Below are 15,469 nucleotides of genomic sequence, written 5' to 3' on the forward strand. Positions count from 1 at the left end.
GCCGGTTTCGGCTGTCCGGGGCCGGGGGGCTAGAATAGATGGAACCGGGCTTACGTCCGGTATCCGCGCGCTTTGACGTGCCTTATCTGCATGTGCAGGGTCGGCCGTCAGCGCAAGTTTGCAGAGGCAGGTAAGGACACGTCGTGGCTGAACTGCTTGAACGCGGCCATGGCCCTGTTCGTACCTGCATCGGATGCCGGAAGCAAGGCTCTCGGTCCGAGCTTGTCCGGCTGGTCGCCCAAGGCCGTGGTTCGTCCACTGTCCTTGTGGATGTTCGACGCCGGATGGCCGGCAGGGGTGCGTGGCTGCATCCCAGCGAAAAGTGCTTGGCATTGGCAATCAAGCGGCGTGCTTTCGGAAGGGCCCTTGCGGGCGCTACTGAAACAAGCGCCGTCGAAAGCTACTTCATGTCAGGCGCGCCACTTGTGGAGGCTCAGGCTGCCACAGGAAAACCGTCCAAACCTGAAAGCGGGTCAGAAAACTGATGGAAACCCGATGAGTTCCCAGCGATGAGTGCGTAACGATGACAACTTTGTTGCGCTCTGCAATGGGCCTTTTAGTCGCGCTGGCGGCAGGGGCCCGCAGTAAGAAGTAGACGGTTCGTGCCTGGCTCGGTGCGGACCGAGACAGGAGAAATGTGGCCAAGGTCCGCGTACATGAGCTCGCCAAAGAGCTCGGTATTACTTCCAAAGATGCAGTAACAAAACTGCAGGAATTGGGCGAATTCGTTCGCTCCGCCTCTTCCACCATTGAGGCCCCCGTCGTGAAGAAGCTTCGCGACGCTTACCCCGGTGCAGGCGCTGCAAAGGCAGCTGCCCCCGCACCTGCAGCCGCCCCCAAGGCTCCGGCTGCTCCCGCAACATCCCGTCCGGCCGCTCCGGCTCCGGGTCCGGCTGCACCAAAGGCTCCGGCTCCGGCAGCACCCGCCGCGGCTGCACCTGCCGCCCCCGCTGCATCTGCTCCTGCGGCGCCTGCCCCGGCAGCGCCCTCGGCTCCGGCCGCATCCACGACGCCGTTTTCGGCGAAGCCCGGTGCCCGTCCTGCTCCCAAGGCAGAGACTCCGGCTCCGTCCCGCCAGGGCGGCCAGGCTCCGCGTCCCGGCGGTCCCCGTCCGGGCAACAACCCCTTCGCTACGTCCCAGGGCATGCCCCGCGGCCGTGGTGGCGACGGCGAACGTCCGCCGCGTCCGGGCAACAACCCGTTTGCAACCTCACAGGGCATGCCCCGTGCAGGTGGCCGCAACGATGGCGAACGCCCCGGTGGTCCCCGCCCCGCAGCAGGTGCCGGTGGTCCCCGTCCCGCAGCAGGCAGCGGTGGTCCCCGTCCGGGTGCTCCGCGTCCCGGTGCACCCCGTCCCGGTGGTGCTCCGCGTCCGGCCGGCGGTCCCGGTGGTGGAAACCGTCCTACTCCGGGCATGATGCCCAACCGCACTGAGCGTCCGGCTCCCGGTGGCGCAGGTCGTCCCGGTGGCGCAGGCCGTCCGGGTGGCGGCGGACCGGGTCGTCCCGGTGGCGCACCAGGTGCAGGTACCGGTGGCGGCGCTCCCGCCGGCGGTGGCTTTGGCAAGGGTGGCCGCGGTCGCGGTGGTACCCAGGGTGCCTTCGGCAAGGGCGGCGCCGGTCGTGGCAAGCAGCGCAAGTCGAAGCGTGCAAAGCGCCAGGAACTGGAGCAGATGAGTGCTCCGTCGCTGGGCGGCGTGTCCGTACCCCGCGGCGATGGCGAGACCATCATCCGTCTGCGCCGTGGTTCCTCCATCACGGACTTTGCAGAGAAGATCGATGCGAACCCCGCGTCGCTCGTGACCGTTCTGTTCCACCTCGGTGAGATGGCAACGGCCACGCAGTCCCTCGACGAAGACACCTTTGGATTGCTTGGTGCCGAACTTGGCTACAAGCTCCAGGTTGTTTCGCCGGAAGACGAAGAGCGCGAGCTGCTGGACCAGTTCGACATCAACATCCAGGACGAGCTCGACGCCGAGGGTGACGATGTCCTCGAGGCACGCCCGCCGGTTGTCACCGTCATGGGTCACGTTGACCACGGTAAGACCCGCCTGCTTGATGCCATCCGCAACTCCAACGTTGTGGCCGGCGAGCACGGTGGAATCACCCAGCACATCGGTGCTTACCAGATCAGCCACATCCACGAGGGCACGGCCCGCGACATCACGTTCATTGACACCCCCGGTCACGAGGCCTTCACGGCCATGCGTGCACGTGGTGCCAAGGTCACCGACATCGCGATCCTGGTTGTTGCAGCCGACGACGGCGTTATGCCGCAGACGGTGGAAGCACTCAACCACGCCCAGGCAGCCAACGTGCCGATCGTCGTCGCAGTGAACAAGATCGACAAGGAAGGCGCCAACCCTGACAAGGTCAAGGGGCAGCTCACCGAGTACGGCCTGGTTCCCGAAGAATACGGTGGCGACACCATGTTCGTTGAGGTTTCTGCCCGCCAGAACCTCAACATCGATGAACTGATCGACGCCGTCCTGCTGACGGCCGACGCCGCACTGGACCTGCGTGCCAATCCGGACAAGGACGCTCGAGGCATTGCCATTGAAGCGAACCTGGACAAGGGCCGCGGTTCCGTGGCCACCGTTCTGGTGCAGTCCGGTACCTTGGCCGTGGGTGACACGATCGTGGCCGGTACGGCTCACGGCCGCGTCCGTGCCATGTTCGACGAGAACGGCGAGGCACTCGATGTCGCACTGCCGTCCCGCCCGGTCCAGGTCCTCGGCCTGTCCAACGTGCCGCGTGCAGGTGACACCTTCCTGGTGACGCCGGACGAGCGTACGGCCCGCCAGATCGCCGAGAAGCGTGAAGCTGCCGACCGCAACGCCGCACTGGCGAAGCGTCGCAAGCGCATCAGCCTGGAAGACTTTGACCAGGCCGTTGCTGAAGGCAAGATCGACACCCTCAACCTCATCCTCAAGGGTGACGTTTCCGGTGCCGTGGAAGCCCTCGAAGACGCCTTGCTCAAGATCGATGTCGGAGACGACGACGTTCAGCTCCGTGTCATCCACCGCGGTGTGGGTGCCATCACGCAGAACGACGTCAACCTGGCAACGGTGGACAACGCCATCATCATCGGCTTCAACGTCAAGCCGGCTGAGCGCGTCGCCGAACTGGCTGACCGTGAAGGCGTGGACATGCGCTTCTACTCCGTCATCTACGCAGCAATCGATGACATCGAGATGGCCCTCAAGGGCATGCTCAAGCCGGAGTACGAAGAAGTCCAGCTCGGTACTGCCGAGGTCCGCGAAGTCTTCCGTTCCTCCAAGTTCGGAAACATCGCCGGTTCGATCGTCCGCACGGGCATCATCCGCCGTAACACCAAGGCACGTGTTAGCCGCGACGGCAAGGTCATCGGTGACAACCTCACCGTTGAGACGCTCAAGCGCTTCAAGGATGACGCAACCGAAGTCCGTACCGACTTCGAGTGTGGTATCGGTCTTGGCTCGTTCAACGACATCTCCGAAGGCGACATCATCGAGACCTTCGAGATGCGCGAAAAGCCGCGCGTCTAGGTTCCGCTTGGAGCGGGTCCGTCGGGTAGCCCCGGCGGACCCGTTCCGTACCCGTTTCTACTTTCCAGGAGGAAGTCATGGCCGATCCGGCACGCGCTGCCAAGTTGGCGCAGCGGATAAAGGTCGTCGTCGCAGAGGCCCTCGGCCGCAGGGTCAAGGACCCACGCGTCGAGTCCATCACGATCACGGACGCCCGCGTCACCAACGACCTTCAGCACGCCACCATTTACTACACCGTCTTTGGTGACGAGATTGCCCACGCGGATGCCGCCAGGGCATTGGAGAAGGCCAAGGGTGTGCTGCGACAGGAAGTCGGCCGCAACATCACTGTCCGGCTTACTCCCACGCTCGAGTTCGTTGCTGACCAGATTCCGGTCAATGCATCCAACCTTGAGGAGCTGCTTCGTGAAGCAAAGCGTCGCGACGCCGAGGTAGCCGCTTTGGCTGCCGGCGCCAAGCATGCAGGCGAGGCTGACCCCTATAAGGGCGAGGCTTCCGAGGGCTCCGAAGAAATCGACGAAGACGACTTCGACGAAGAAGACATCGACCTCGCGGACGATGACGAACTCGACGAAGACGCCAACCGCTAAGAATCTTTTGAGTTGCGTTCACGTAATGCCCTTGGGACGCGTTCCCAGGGGCATTACGTGTGTACACAAACTCGCTAGTATCTGAACATGTCCGCGCACAACGCCCAGCAGCATGATGAATTCCTGAAGCGTGATGAATTCCTGAATCGCGCCATACGGCTTGCCGTCCAGAACGTCTCCGACGGCGGTGGGCCGTTTGGCGCTGTTGTCGTCACCCCGGATGGCAGCGTCCATGAGGGTGTCAACCGCGTAACGCGAGACAACGATCCCACGGCGCATGCCGAAGTGGTGGCCATTCGCCGTGCCGCAGCGGATCTGGGCAACTTCGATCTCAGCGGCTCGGTGCTTTATGCCAGTTGCGAGCCCTGCCCCTTGTGCCTCTCGGCCACACTCTGGGCCAGGATCGGCGGGGTGTACTTCGCTGCGGATCGGCACGGAGCCGCCAGGGCCGGTTTCGATGATGCCGTGTTCTACGAGTACTTCGCCGGTACGCGGCCTGAGCTGCTTCCTGTGGAACATGCGCCGGTAGCTGCCTCCGAGACACCCTTTGAGGCCTGGCGGAACAACACCGAACGCACCGACTACTAGCGGCCCTTACGGCCGGGCAGGAAGCCGGCTGACGCCGTCGAGCAGTTCCTGCTGATCGCCGCACAACGCAATCCGGATCCAATCCTCGCCGATCGAGCCAAAAGCAGTGCCTGGCGCGAAGGCGACACCCGAATCCGCCAGGAACGCGTGCACCCAGGCCCGGACGTCGCCGCCACTGACATGGGAGACATTGGCCCACAGGTAGAAAGCTCCCTGTGCGCCGAGGAAGGGGATGCCCTTGCCTTCCAGGATGGCGGAGGCCGCATCCCGATTGCTCCTATAGTGGTTGCGCGCGTCCGTCACATAGTCCTGGGGGCCGGTCAACGCGGCCAAGGCCGCATACTGCGATGGCGAGGCAACGCAGGAAACGATTGCTTCCATGACATTGTTCATCCTCTTTTCCATGCCCGGCGGGCAGATCAAGGCTCCGATTCGCAGGCCGGTGAGCCCGTAGGTCTTTGACAGTGTCAGTGATGTGAAGACGCGTGCCTCACCGGAGATGTCGCTATCGAAGCGGACAGGGCTGACATGCGGGACGTCAAAGGTGAAGGCTTCATAGCACTCATCAGAGATGATCCAGAGATCGTGCCGGACGGCGAGTTCCACGAGCTGCCGGGTCGCGTCCTCGCTGATGACGGCGCCCAGGGGGTTGGAGGGCGAGTTCAGCATGAGGACCCGGGTCTGCCCAGTGATGAGGGCTTCGATGTCCTCGATGTCCGGCTGGAAGTCGTTATGCGGATACAGAGGATACGGAACGGGCACCGCGTGGAGGAGCCGACTGGTCATGGCGAACGTGGGGTAGCCGGGGTTGGGCAGGAGGATTTCATCGCCGGGGGAGAGAAGCAGGCTCATGGCGAAGTGCAGGCCTTGTTGGGCTCCGTCCACTACGTAGACGCGTTCGGCACCGATATCCACGTGATGATGCTCACGGAATCTCTTGGCGAAGGCTTCGCGGAGCGCGGGAATTCCTGCGTTTGGGGTGTAGTTGGTTTCGTCCCGTTCAAGGCACGCTATTCCGGCGTCGAGGACGTGCCGTGGGAGCGCAAAGCCCGGCTCGCCGATGCTGAGCACGATCGCCCCGGGGGTGGTCCAGGCGGCCTCAGTGATTTCTCGGATCTGGTTCACGGGGACATCGCGGACGTGTGCGGCAAGCTCAGGCATGGGAGCTATCCTAGCCACCCATATACTGGTAAGCGTGCTTTCTGGACTGGTAATCGTTGACAAACCGCAGGGATGGACCAGCCATGATGTGGTTGGCCGGATGCGGCGGCTGGCCGGTACCCGGAAAGTGGGGCATGCTGGAACGCTTGATCCCATGGCTACAGGCGTGCTGGTCCTTGGGATCAACAAGGCCACACGTCTCCTGACCTACATTGTGGGAACGTCCAAGACGTATACGGCCACTATCAGGCTCGGCGAAACCACCATCACCGATGACGCCGAAGGCGAAGTTACCCAGGCGCGCAGCGCAGTGGAGGTCAGCGACGAAGCGATTGCTCAAGGCGTCGCCGCCCTCACGGGCCCCATTCAGCAGGTACCCAGCAGCGTCAGCGCGATCAAGGTCAACGGTGAACGCTCCTATGCCCGTGTCCGCTCCGGCGAAGAAGTCAAGCTTGCGGCCCGGCCCGTCACCATCCACCGCTTCGACATCCACTCCATCACCAGGATCGACGGCGGCCGGGTAGTCGACGTCGATGTCACCGTGGAATGTTCCTCCGGCACGTACATCCGGGCCTTGGCCCGCGACCTCGGCATCGCCTTGGGCGTCGGCGGACATCTCACCGCATTGCGGAGGACGCAGGTGGGCCCTTACACGATCGACCAGGCGCGGACGCTGGAAGAACTCGCCGGGGAACTCGAAGTCCTGGACATGTCCCTTGCGGCGCGTTCCCTGATGCCCAACAGGGAATTGAGCGATCAGGAAACCACAGAGATCTCCTTTGGCAGACGCATCGCCGCAGGCCCTGGCGCCGGAACGCCGGCTGCTGCCACCGCTGAGAATCCTGCCGCAGCGTTCGCGCCGTCGGGAGAGCTGGTGGCCCTGTTGGCCGATACGGGGAGCTTCGCGAAGCCTGTGTTGGTCTTTGCCCCCGGAACCGGCACCGCCACAGTCGGCGAGGAAAAGTAGGCATGGACGGCTATTTCTACTCCATCCTTATTGTTGGTTTGGTATCCACGATCGCGTGCGTCGTGGCAGGTTTGATGAAGAAAGCCCCCAACGACGTCACAATCTTTTCCGTGTTGGCTGTGGAGCTGGCCCTGCTGGTCTACTTGGTTGGCTCGATTGTCCGCGTTGCCACGGGTGAACAAATGGCCGGCGAAGCCTGGGAGTTCTGGGGATACCTGATCACGGCGCTGATGATTCCGCTCGGGGCCGTGTACTGGGCCATCCTTGAACGGACCCGGTGGAGCAACTTCGTCCTGGCAGCGGTGGGCGTCACTGCGCTCGTCATGGCCGCCCGCATGAACCAGATCTGGTACTGACCTTGAAGGAAAAACGCAAAATGACTGGAACCGAGACTGAGGCAAATGCCGGCCGGACACCCCAAAAAGACACACGGAACACCGGCCCTGGGCGCTTGCTGATCGCGGTGTATGCCGTCTTCGCTCTCTCGGCCACTGCCCGTGCCGGCTACCAGATTGCCACCAAGTTTGCCGAAGCTCCGCTGGCGCATATCCTCTCGGCGTTCGCCGCCGTCGTCTATGTCGTAGCTACCATCTCGCTGGCAAAACCGGGCCGCACATGGTTCAAAGTGTCGTTGGCCGCGGTGCTCGTGGAACTCGTCGGAGTGCTGGTAGTTGGGGCCATAAGCCTGTTCGATCCGGTGGCCTTCCCGCATGACACTGTGTGGTCGCTGTTTGGACGCGGTTATGGTTTCGTCCCGCTCGTGCTGCCCATCCTTGGACTCCTGTGGTTGAACAAGAGGCGGCCGTCCAAGGCGAACAGCCACAACGGGTAACCTTAGAATGTTCCGGCGCCGGGAGGTTGCCGGGCGGAACGAATATCTGCAGTAAAAGGCGAGGTTGATGGTCCACATCTGGAACGATCCCACCGAAGTCCCCGGGGACTTCGGACCAACAGTCGTTACCATCGGGAACTTTGACGGCGTCCATCGTGGCCACCAGCATGTTCTCGCGCAACTGACAAACACCGCTAAGCGGCACCACATCCCTTCAGTGGCCGTGACCTTTGATCCCCACCCCGCCCAGGTCCACCGCCCGGAGTCTGCGCCGGAGCTGATCATGGGCCTCCAGGACAAACTGGACGCCCTCGGCGAAACAGGCGTGGATGCCGTCCTGGTCATGAAGTACACGCTGGACCTCGCCTCCATGACGCCCATCGAGTTTGTCCGCCAAGTCCTCCTTGAGGGCCTTCATGCTGCGCACGTCGTGGTCGGCCACGACCTCCGCTTCGGTGCCGGGAATGTCGGCGACGTCGTCACCATGCAGGAACTCGGCGAGCAGTTGGGCTTTGGCGTCCAGGTGGTCAATGAGTATGGCGCAGGAGGCTTCCCGGTCCACGACGACGGCGACGCCGACCGCCGCTGCTCCTCCACCTGGGTGCGGGAAGCCTTGTCCGAAGGCGACGTCGTTACCGCTGCCGCCGTTCTGGGACGCCCCCACCGCATGCGCGGCGAGGTGGTTCATGGAGCAGCGCGCGGGAGGAACCTCGGTTTCCCCACTGCGAACCTTGCGCATGATTCCACGGGGTACGTACCGGCGGACGGTATCTATGCAGGCTGGTTGATAGACCAGTCCGGAACGCGGTGGCCCGCTGCGATTTCCGTCGGTTCCAACCCCACGTTTGACGGTGTGAGCCGTCAAGTGGAGGCCCACGTTATTGATCGTCCGGAGGAGAACGTGGAGGACTTCGACCTCTACGGACAGACTGTCGCGGTCGAATTTACCCAGCGCCTCCGCGGCATGGTGGCGTATCGCGGGCCCGAGGCGCTGGTGGAGCAGATGTGCCTGGATGTAGCGCAGGCACACGAGCTGCTGACCCAGCGCTAGCGGTATTTCGACAACAATGCTGACCTGCCGGTAAACTGTTACTGGATCCGGCTGCAGTCCGTGGCGGCTGGACCTGTTTTTGTGTGCGGAGACGCACCGGAAGCAACCCGTCAGCGAGGCGCTGCACCGGGAGGCACGGCACAACTCTAGGAGTTCACGTGGCACTTGACGCCGCTGTAAAGCAGTCCATCATCAAGGAGTACGCAACCTCTGAAGGCGACACCGGTTCGCCCGAGGTCCAGGTTGCAGTCCTGACCCAGCGGATCAAGGATCTGACTGAGCACATGAAGGAGCACAAGCACGACTTCCACACCCAGCGCGGTCTGCTGGCCATGGTTGGTCGTCGCAAGCGCATGCTTACCTACCTGAAGAACACTGACATCGCCCGCTACCGTTCGCTCATCGAGCGCCTCGGCCTGCGCCGCTAGTCTGCCTTTGGGGGCGGCCCGGTCCCTCGCGGAACGGGCCGCCTTCTTCAAAAACAACTAGAAACAGGAAATCAACCGCATCGCGCATTCGCGGTCCTCGGTAGTGATTCCCGGGAGGGTCATCGGTGACGATGAAGCCCGTGGATCTCGATCGATGACCGGGTGTCGTACAGGCCAGGAATAAAGAAGAGGCCTGGGTTGATGCGGCGGACTTCCGCTAAATCAGAAACGGAGGTGACTCTCAATGGAGGGTCCCGAAATCCAGTTCTCCGAAGCGATTATTGACAACGGCCGTTTTGGCAAGCGTGTCATCCGCTTTGAAACCGGCCGCCTTGCCAAGCAGGCTGCCGGCGCTTCGATGGTCTACATCGACGAAGACACAGCACTCCTCTCGGCAACCACCGCAGGCAAGCAGCCGCGCGAAGGCTTCGACTTCTTCCCGTTGACGGTTGACGTCGAGGAGCGCATGTACGCTGCCGGCCGCATCCCGGGTTCGTTCTTCCGCCGTGAAGGCCGCCCGTCCACGGAAGCCATCCTGGCTTGCCGCCTGATGGACCGCCCGCTGCGCCCGGCCTTCGTCAAGGGCCTTCGCAACGAGGTCCAGATCGTCGTCACCGTCCTGGCGATCAACCCGGACGAGCTCTACGACGTCGTGGCCATCAACGCCTCCTCCATGTCCACCCAGCTCTCCGGCCTCCCGTTCTCCGGCCCGATCGGTGGCGTCCGCGTTGCCCTCATCGCTGACGAACAGGGTTCGCAGTGGGTTGCTTTCCCCAAGCACTCGCAGCTTGAGAACGCCGTGTTCAACATGGTTGTTGCCGGCCGCATTGCAGGTGACGACGTCGCCATCATGATGGTTGAAGCCGAAGCAACCGACAACTCCTGGAACCTCATCAAGGAACAGGGCGCAACTGCTCCCACCGAAGAAGTTGTTTCCGAGGGCCTCGAAGCCGCAAAGCCGTTCATCAAGGCTCTTTGCGAAGCCCAGGCCGATCTTGCTGCCCGTGCAGCGAAGCCGACCGTCGAGTTCCCGGTCTTCCTGGACTACCAGGACGACGTCTACGCAGCTGTGGAAGCCGCTGCTGCCGACAAGCTGGCTGGAGTCTTCCAGATCGCCGACAAGCAGGAGCGCGACAACGCTTCCGACGAGCTCAAGGACGAAGTCCTCGGTGCACTCGCCGGTAACTTCGAAGGCCGTGAAAAGGAGCTGTCCGCAGCTTTCCGCTCGGTCACCAAGCACGTTGTCCGCCAGCGCATCCTCAAGGACCAGGTCCGCATCGACGGCCGCGGCCTGACGGACATCCGCCAGCTGACCGCCGAGGTAGAGGTTCTGCCGCGCGTTCACGGTTCTGCCATCTTCGAACGTGGCGAGACCCAGATCATGGGCGTCACCACGCTGAACATGCTCAAGATGGAACAGCAGATCGACTCGCTGTCGCCGGTAACGCGCAAGCGCTACATGCACAACTACAACTTCCCGCCGTACTCCACCGGTGAAACCGGCCGCGTCGGTTCCCCGAAGCGCCGCGAAATCGGTCACGGCGCCCTCGCAGAGCGCGCACTCGTGCCGGTTCTGCCTTCCCGCGAGGAATTCCCGTACGCCATCCGCCAGGTATCCGAAGCCCTCGGTTCCAACGGTTCGACGTCAATGGGTTCCGTGTGTGCTTCGACGCTCTCCATGCTGAACGCTGGTGTCCCGCTGAAGGCAGCCGTTGCCGGTATCGCCATGGGCCTGGTTTCCGACCAGGTTGATGGCCAAACCCGCTACGCAGCCCTGACCGACATCCTCGGCGCCGAAGACGCATTCGGCGACATGGACTTCAAGGTTGCCGGTACGTCCGAGTTCGTTACGGCTATCCAGTTGGACACCAAGCTCGACGGCATCCCCGCTTCCGTGCTGGCAGCAGCACTGAAGCAGGCCCGCGAAGCCCGCCTCCACATCCTTGAGGTCATCAACGCAGCGATCGACACGCCGGACGAGCTCTCCGAGTTCGCCCCCCGCGTCATTGCCGTCAAGATCCCCGTAGACAAGATCGGCGAGGTCATCGGCCCCAAGGGCAAGATGATCAACCAGATCCAGGAAGACACGGGCGCGGACATCTCCATCGAAGATGACGGCACAGTCTACATTGGCGCCACCAACGGTCCGTCTGCTGATGCAGCACGTTCCGCCATCAACGCCATCGCCAACCCGCAGGTACCGGAAATCGGTGAGCGCTACTTGGGCACGGTCGTCAAGACCACCACCTTCGGCGCCTTCGTTTCCCTTACCCCGGGCAAGGACGGCCTGCTGCACATCTCCGAGCTCCGCAAGCTGGCCAACGGCAAGCGCGTGGACAATGTCGATGACGTCGTCTCGGTGGGCCAGAAGGTCCAGGTTGAGATCACCAAGATCGATGACCGCGGAAAGCTTTCCCTCTCCCCGGTTGTTGCCGAGGAAGAAGGCGCAGCCTCCGAGGAAGCTCCGGAAGAAGCTGAAGTTTCCGCAGAGTAGTCTGTAAAGCAGTATCCGGCGGGGCCGGTGGGCTTGAAAAAGCACCACCGGCCCTTCCGGCCTTAACTCGAAAACCTGAAAGGTCTTAATGACTGTCGTACCCTTGCCGTTGGAGCAGACCCTTCCCGGCGGCGACCTGATCCATGGTGCAGAGGGCGGTTCCGTCGTACGGCGTTCGGTCCTTCCCGGAGGCGTTCGCGTGCTCACCGAGGCAATGCCCGGGCAGCGTTCGGCCACCATCGGATTCTGGGTGGCAGTCGGATCCCGCGATGAAGCCGATGGCCAGCATGGTTCCACGCACTTCCTGGAACACCTCCTGTTCAAGGGCACCAAGCGGCGCACCGCGCTGGAAATCGCTTCAGCCTTTGATGAGGTGGGTGGCGAGTCCAACGCTGCCACTGCCAAGGAAAGCACGTGCTACTTTGCCCGGGTGTTGGACTCGGATCTTCCCATGGCCATCGACGTCATCGCGGACATGATCACCGGGGCTGTCCTGGATCCGGCGGAGTTGGAACAGGAGCGGGATGTCATCCTTGAAGAAATTGCGATGGACAGCGATGACCCAACAGACGTAGCCCACGAAAAATTCGTTGCAGCTGTACTCGGCAGCCACCCGCTCGCGCGTCCTATTGGTGGTACACCGGACGCCATCAAGGCGGTAGCCAGGGACTCGGTCTGGGAGCACTATCAGCGCTACTACCGTCCGGAAGAACTGGTCATCACCGCGGCTGGCGGTTTGGACCATGACGTCGTCTGCGATCTCGTGCAGAAGGCGTTGGAAGCTGCAGGCTGGCAGTTGGATCCGGAAGCAGCTCCGGTAGATCGTCGGGCCACCAACCGCGCCGTGATCACGGGCACGTCCGGCCTTCACGTGGTCAAGCGCCCCGTGGAGCAGGCCAATATCATCATGGGTTGCCCCACTATCGTGGCAACAGATGATCGCCGATTCGTCATGAGTGTGCTGAATGCGGTGCTGGGCGGGGGAATGTCTTCCAGGCTTTTCCAGGAGATCCGCGAGAAGCGCGGCCTTGTCTACTCCACGTATTCCTTCACCGCCGCCTACGCCGATGCCGGCTATTTCGGCATGTATGCGGGCTGCACGCCGTCAAAAGTGCGCCAAGTGCTCGACCTCCTTGGTGTTGAGTTGGACAAGCTCGCCAAGGAGGGCATCACTGAGGAGGAACTCCGGAAGGCTGTGGGACAACTCAGCGGCGGCATCGTCCTCGCCCTCGAGGACACGGGCTCGCGCATGTCCCGGCTGGGCCGGGCAGAACTCGTTTCCGGGGAGTTCCAGGATATTGACGAGACATTGGCACGGATCAAGGCGGTCACTGTGGACGAAGTCCAGGAACTCGCCCAGGAACTTGCCGCAGCTCCCCGCACCATCACCGTCGTCGGGCCGTTTGAAGAAAGCGAGACCTTCGGTCTTTAGGACACAGAGCATTAAGCTGGTCCACCGTCTCTGGACTCCCGCACTGTAAACAGGGCAGCATGATCACACGATGATGCTGCCCTGCTCACATTGGAGTCGTGATGGATCTGCCGCCAAGCGGACATGCCGCAGAACTGCTGAAGGCCTTCATTGGACATTGGCGGGGCATCACGGAAATAGCACAGTCGCCATGGGGTGCAGCACACACTGCCGAGGCCGAAGCAGTTTTCACTCAAGCCGCCGGTGGATACGCCGTAGTGCAGAGCTACCGACACCGTGAGCCGGATGGAACGCACTTTGAAGGGCACGGGATGTTCACCGTGGATCCCGCCCATGGGGACACGCTCTGGTATTACGTGGACAGCATGGGCCGGCCACCAACTGCCCCGGTGCGCGGCACATGGCATGGCGGGACGCTGACGGTGGAACGGCGAACGCCGGAGGGGGTAGCCCGGCACACCTTTCGTGTTGAAGATGGCGTCCTGGTGCACACCGCGGAACTGCGCCTTGAGGGTACAGCCGAGTTCAGTCCCTTGCTCAAGAGTGTGTTCCGGAAAACCTGACGGCGGCCCGAGGAAACTGCCCAGCGTCCGGCCAGGCAGGAGCTGGCGTCAATAGGATCCTGTGTACACCGTTTCGGCAATCCGCGTCTTTGGTGCGCCTTGGAGGGCCGGGGCGTTGGCTGGGGAGCTCCAGACAGATGCGTGCAGTCGCTCAACCATGTCCGTTGCCTGCTCTGCACGCTCGAAATCCATTTCAACAAGCACGTAGCGGGGATCCTCCATGGGCGTCCCCACCCGGAACTGCTTTACTCCTGAGGCGGCGCGGTCCAGGGGGTCACGGTCGAAGGCGGCTTTCCACTGGGTAAAGTCCTTGATTCCGTGTTCGATGTACAGGGTGTACATGGCATTCCCTCCTGTGTAGTTCACGTTGGTGCTGCCAGCTTAGGTGCCGATGACAGGCGCCGATATCCCAGATTCATGGGGGTCCGGAAGCGCCGGCAGCGGCGCATACTGGCTGCATGGCCAGCACACGGGCAACCCACCGGACACGGGAACGGATTGAGGACTTGTTTCTCGCCGCTGGGGACGACCATGCCCTTCGGGAGGCTGCCGTGGCGGAGCTCCGGCACGCGGTGGGCTTCAGCGCTTTCGTCTGGCCGCTTACTGATCCCGAGTCGGCAACCGGTGTTGCACCTATGGCGGCGGTGCCGTGCCCCAACGAAGTGCCGCTGGTCATCAAAGCCAGATATGCCAGCCGAATAAACCGCTGGACCGTCCTGTCCGAAGCCGAACGGCCGGCTGCCTCACTCTTTGCGGCCACAAATGGAGATCCCGCCCGACACCCGCTCTGGGACACCATCCTCCGCGGCTACGGAGTGGGAGACATAGCGTCACTGGCATTGGCGGACCAGCACGGTATCTGGTCATGGCTTGATCTCTGGAGGGAGGACACAGATCCTGCGTTCAGCGAGGAGGAGCTCGAATTCCTTGTTTCGCTCGCGCCGGCAATGACCCGCGGCCTGCGCCGCAGCCGGGCCCGGCAGTTCGCCGCATCTCCTGTTGGGTCGAAAGGGTCCATGCCCGCCCAAGCGGTTCTTGTCATGGACGAAGACATGCAGGTCCTCGGGCAGACAAGCAGCGCCAGCAACTGGTTATCCCTTCTGCAACGGGCGCCCCGGCCCCACGCCGGAATCCCGGCAGAGGTATACAACGTGGTGGCGCAGTTGTTGGCCAAGGAAGCACATATAGACAATCGTGCGTCTGCAGCCAGAATCCATGTCGGTGGAGGGCAGTGGGCCTCCTTGCGGGCCGCCCGGATGGACAGTCCCACTCACTCGCCACATGGTCCGGCCATCGCCGTCACCATCCAGGAGTGCCTGCCCGCAGCCCGGCTTGGCGTGTTCGTTCGGGCCTACGGATTGACGGCACGGGAAAGGCAGGCCTTGGCTCTGTTGGCGGCAGGCATGGAGAACGAGGTCCTCGCAGGCCGGATGCGGATCTCGCCCCTAACCGCACAGGATCATTTCAAGAGCATCTTCGCGAAAACCGGAACGCACAGCCGTGCCGGCGTCCTGGCGTTGGCACTCGGAAGCGCCGCAGCCGGTGAATCCACGTTCGTTGACTCCGCCGTTTAGCCGCCTGCGAACGGAGGAAGGACGTCGATAACGTCCTCGGCACCCAGGGGAGCAGAAGGGTCTCGAACCGCAATTTCGTTCCTGAGGAAGCTGCTGCGGGCCACGATGCGCGCAAGCGTTGGCGTCCCCTCCGGAGGCAGAGGACGTTCGACGGCGAGGGCAGCTTCCAGCAACGCCTCGAGGCTTGATCCTTCCGGGAGCGGGTGGATCTCCTCTTCTACACCTGCAGCGGCGCGTGCGGCAGCGAAGTAACGTACAAGCAA

At 62.8% G+C, this 15,469-nt stretch carries 16 protein-coding genes; 13 read left to right on the forward strand and 3 right to left on the reverse strand.

Features of this window, described 5'->3' with window-relative positions:
• The first annotated feature begins 143 nt into the window (after positions 1-143).
• The 4 genes from AB4Y87_RS18560 to AB4Y87_RS18575 all read left to right on the forward strand — a co-directional run bounded on the left by AB4Y87_RS18560 (position 144) and on the right by AB4Y87_RS18575 (position 4,704).
• The gene (locus tag AB4Y87_RS18560) at positions 144-485 is read left to right on the forward strand and encodes a YlxR family protein (protein ID WP_442005763.1); all 342 of its coding nucleotides are present in this window, start codon (positions 144-146) and stop codon (positions 483-485) included.
• Positions 486-637: 152 nt separating this feature from the next.
• The gene (gene infB / locus AB4Y87_RS18565) at positions 638-3,526 is read left to right on the forward strand and encodes a translation initiation factor IF-2 (RefSeq protein WP_442005764.1); all 2,889 of its coding nucleotides are present in this window, start codon (positions 638-640) and stop codon (positions 3,524-3,526) included.
• A 77-nt stretch (positions 3,527-3,603) separates the two neighbouring features.
• The gene (gene rbfA, locus AB4Y87_RS18570) at positions 3,604-4,116 is read left to right on the forward strand and encodes a 30S ribosome-binding factor RbfA (RefSeq protein WP_442005765.1); all 513 of its coding nucleotides are present in this window, start codon (positions 3,604-3,606) and stop codon (positions 4,114-4,116) included.
• An 87-nt stretch (positions 4,117-4,203) separates the two neighbouring features.
• Positions 4,204-4,704: a nucleoside deaminase gene (locus AB4Y87_RS18575; protein ID WP_442005766.1), complete on the forward strand. Its 501-nt coding sequence runs from the start codon at positions 4,204-4,206 to the stop codon at positions 4,702-4,704.
• A 6-nt stretch (positions 4,705-4,710) separates the two neighbouring features.
• Here the strand turns inward: AB4Y87_RS18575 and AB4Y87_RS18580 are convergent, their stop codons facing one another.
• The gene (locus AB4Y87_RS18580) at positions 4,711-5,865 is read right to left on the reverse strand and encodes a pyridoxal phosphate-dependent aminotransferase (RefSeq protein WP_442005767.1); all 1,155 of its coding nucleotides are present in this window, start codon (positions 5,863-5,865) and stop codon (positions 4,711-4,713) included.
• A 34-nt stretch (positions 5,866-5,899) separates the two neighbouring features.
• Between AB4Y87_RS18580 and truB the strand changes: the two genes are divergently transcribed.
• The 8 genes from truB to AB4Y87_RS18620 all read left to right on the forward strand — a co-directional run bounded on the left by truB (position 5,900) and on the right by AB4Y87_RS18620 (position 13,632).
• Positions 5,900-6,832, forward strand: a complete 933-nt coding sequence (truB, locus tag AB4Y87_RS18585) for a tRNA pseudouridine(55) synthase TruB (protein ID WP_442005768.1) — start codon at positions 5,900-5,902, stop codon at positions 6,830-6,832.
• A gap of 2 nt (positions 6,833-6,834) precedes the next feature.
• Positions 6,835-7,188 carry a hypothetical protein gene (locus tag AB4Y87_RS18590; protein ID WP_442005769.1) on the forward strand — a complete coding sequence of 118 codons (354 nt, stop codon included), beginning with the start codon at positions 6,835-6,837 and terminating at the stop codon, positions 7,186-7,188.
• 20 nt (positions 7,189-7,208) lie between these two features.
• Positions 7,209-7,664 (forward strand): hypothetical protein, encoded by a 456-nt coding sequence (locus AB4Y87_RS18595; protein WP_442005770.1) that lies wholly within the window; start codon positions 7,209-7,211, stop codon positions 7,662-7,664.
• 67 nt (positions 7,665-7,731) lie between these two features.
• On the forward strand, positions 7,732-8,715 hold the full coding sequence (locus AB4Y87_RS18600) for a bifunctional riboflavin kinase/FAD synthetase (RefSeq protein WP_442005771.1): 984 nt from the start codon (positions 7,732-7,734) through the stop codon (positions 8,713-8,715).
• 158 nt (positions 8,716-8,873) lie between these two features.
• Positions 8,874-9,143 carry a 30S ribosomal protein S15 gene (gene rpsO, locus AB4Y87_RS18605; RefSeq protein WP_442005772.1) on the forward strand — a complete coding sequence of 90 codons (270 nt, stop codon included), beginning with the start codon at positions 8,874-8,876 and terminating at the stop codon, positions 9,141-9,143.
• Positions 9,144-9,387: 244 nt separating this feature from the next.
• Positions 9,388-11,637, forward strand: a complete 2,250-nt coding sequence (locus AB4Y87_RS18610) for a polyribonucleotide nucleotidyltransferase (protein WP_442005773.1) — start codon at positions 9,388-9,390, stop codon at positions 11,635-11,637.
• A gap of 88 nt (positions 11,638-11,725) precedes the next feature.
• The gene (locus tag AB4Y87_RS18615; protein WP_442005774.1) at positions 11,726-13,069 is read left to right on the forward strand and encodes a M16 family metallopeptidase; all 1,344 of its coding nucleotides are present in this window, start codon (positions 11,726-11,728) and stop codon (positions 13,067-13,069) included.
• Positions 13,070-13,170: 101 nt separating this feature from the next.
• A complete protein-coding gene (locus tag AB4Y87_RS18620) occupies positions 13,171-13,632 on the forward strand; it encodes a DUF1579 family protein (protein ID WP_442005775.1) in 462 nt (153 codons plus the stop codon).
• 48 nt (positions 13,633-13,680) lie between these two features.
• Here AB4Y87_RS18620 and AB4Y87_RS18625 read toward each other — a convergent pair whose 3' ends face one another.
• Positions 13,681-13,974, reverse strand: coding sequence for a hypothetical protein (locus tag AB4Y87_RS18625; protein ID WP_442005776.1), 294 nt, complete (start codon positions 13,972-13,974; stop codon positions 13,681-13,683).
• 116 nt (positions 13,975-14,090) lie between these two features.
• On the opposite strand from AB4Y87_RS18625, the gene AB4Y87_RS18630 reads away from it, so the two are divergent.
• The gene (locus tag AB4Y87_RS18630; protein WP_442005777.1) at positions 14,091-15,206 is read left to right on the forward strand and encodes a helix-turn-helix transcriptional regulator; all 1,116 of its coding nucleotides are present in this window, start codon (positions 14,091-14,093) and stop codon (positions 15,204-15,206) included.
• Here AB4Y87_RS18630 and AB4Y87_RS18635 read toward each other — a convergent pair.
• On the reverse strand, positions 15,203-15,469 hold the full coding sequence (locus AB4Y87_RS18635; protein ID WP_442005778.1) for a MoaD/ThiS family protein: 267 nt from the start codon (positions 15,467-15,469) through the stop codon (positions 15,203-15,205). The two genes, AB4Y87_RS18630 and AB4Y87_RS18635, sit on opposite strands and share 4 nt — an antisense overlap.

This window comes from Paenarthrobacter sp. RAF54_2 (assembly GCF_052113945.1).
Classification (GTDB): Bacteria; Actinomycetota; Actinomycetes; order Actinomycetales; family Micrococcaceae; genus Arthrobacter.

Bases quoted from the DNA above. Each gene is read 5' to 3' on its own strand.
- rbfA (WP_442005765.1), top strand. From the start codon at position 3,604: ATGGCCGATCCGGCACGCGCTGCCAAGTTGGCGCAGCGGATAAAGGTC.
- AB4Y87_RS18575 (WP_442005766.1), top strand. From the start codon at position 4,204: ATGTCCGCGCACAACGCCCAGCAGCATGATGAATTCCTGAAGCGTGAT.
- AB4Y87_RS18580 (WP_442005767.1), bottom strand. From the start codon at position 5,865: ATGCCTGAGCTTGCCGCACACGTCCGCGATGTCCCCGTGAACCAGATC.
- AB4Y87_RS18590 (WP_442005769.1), top strand. From the start codon at position 6,835: ATGGACGGCTATTTCTACTCCATCCTTATTGTTGGTTTGGTATCCACG.
- AB4Y87_RS18595 (WP_442005770.1), top strand. From the start codon at position 7,209: ATGACTGGAACCGAGACTGAGGCAAATGCCGGCCGGACACCCCAAAAA.
- AB4Y87_RS18600 (WP_442005771.1), top strand. From the start codon at position 7,732: ATGGTCCACATCTGGAACGATCCCACCGAAGTCCCCGGGGACTTCGGA.
- AB4Y87_RS18610 (WP_442005773.1), top strand. From the start codon at position 9,388: ATGGAGGGTCCCGAAATCCAGTTCTCCGAAGCGATTATTGACAACGGC.
- AB4Y87_RS18615 (WP_442005774.1), top strand. From the start codon at position 11,726: ATGACTGTCGTACCCTTGCCGTTGGAGCAGACCCTTCCCGGCGGCGAC.
- AB4Y87_RS18620 (WP_442005775.1), top strand. From the start codon at position 13,171: ATGGATCTGCCGCCAAGCGGACATGCCGCAGAACTGCTGAAGGCCTTC.
- AB4Y87_RS18625 (WP_442005776.1), bottom strand. From the start codon at position 13,974: ATGTACACCCTGTACATCGAACACGGAATCAAGGACTTTACCCAGTGG.
- AB4Y87_RS18630 (WP_442005777.1), top strand. From the start codon at position 14,091: ATGGCCAGCACACGGGCAACCCACCGGACACGGGAACGGATTGAGGAC.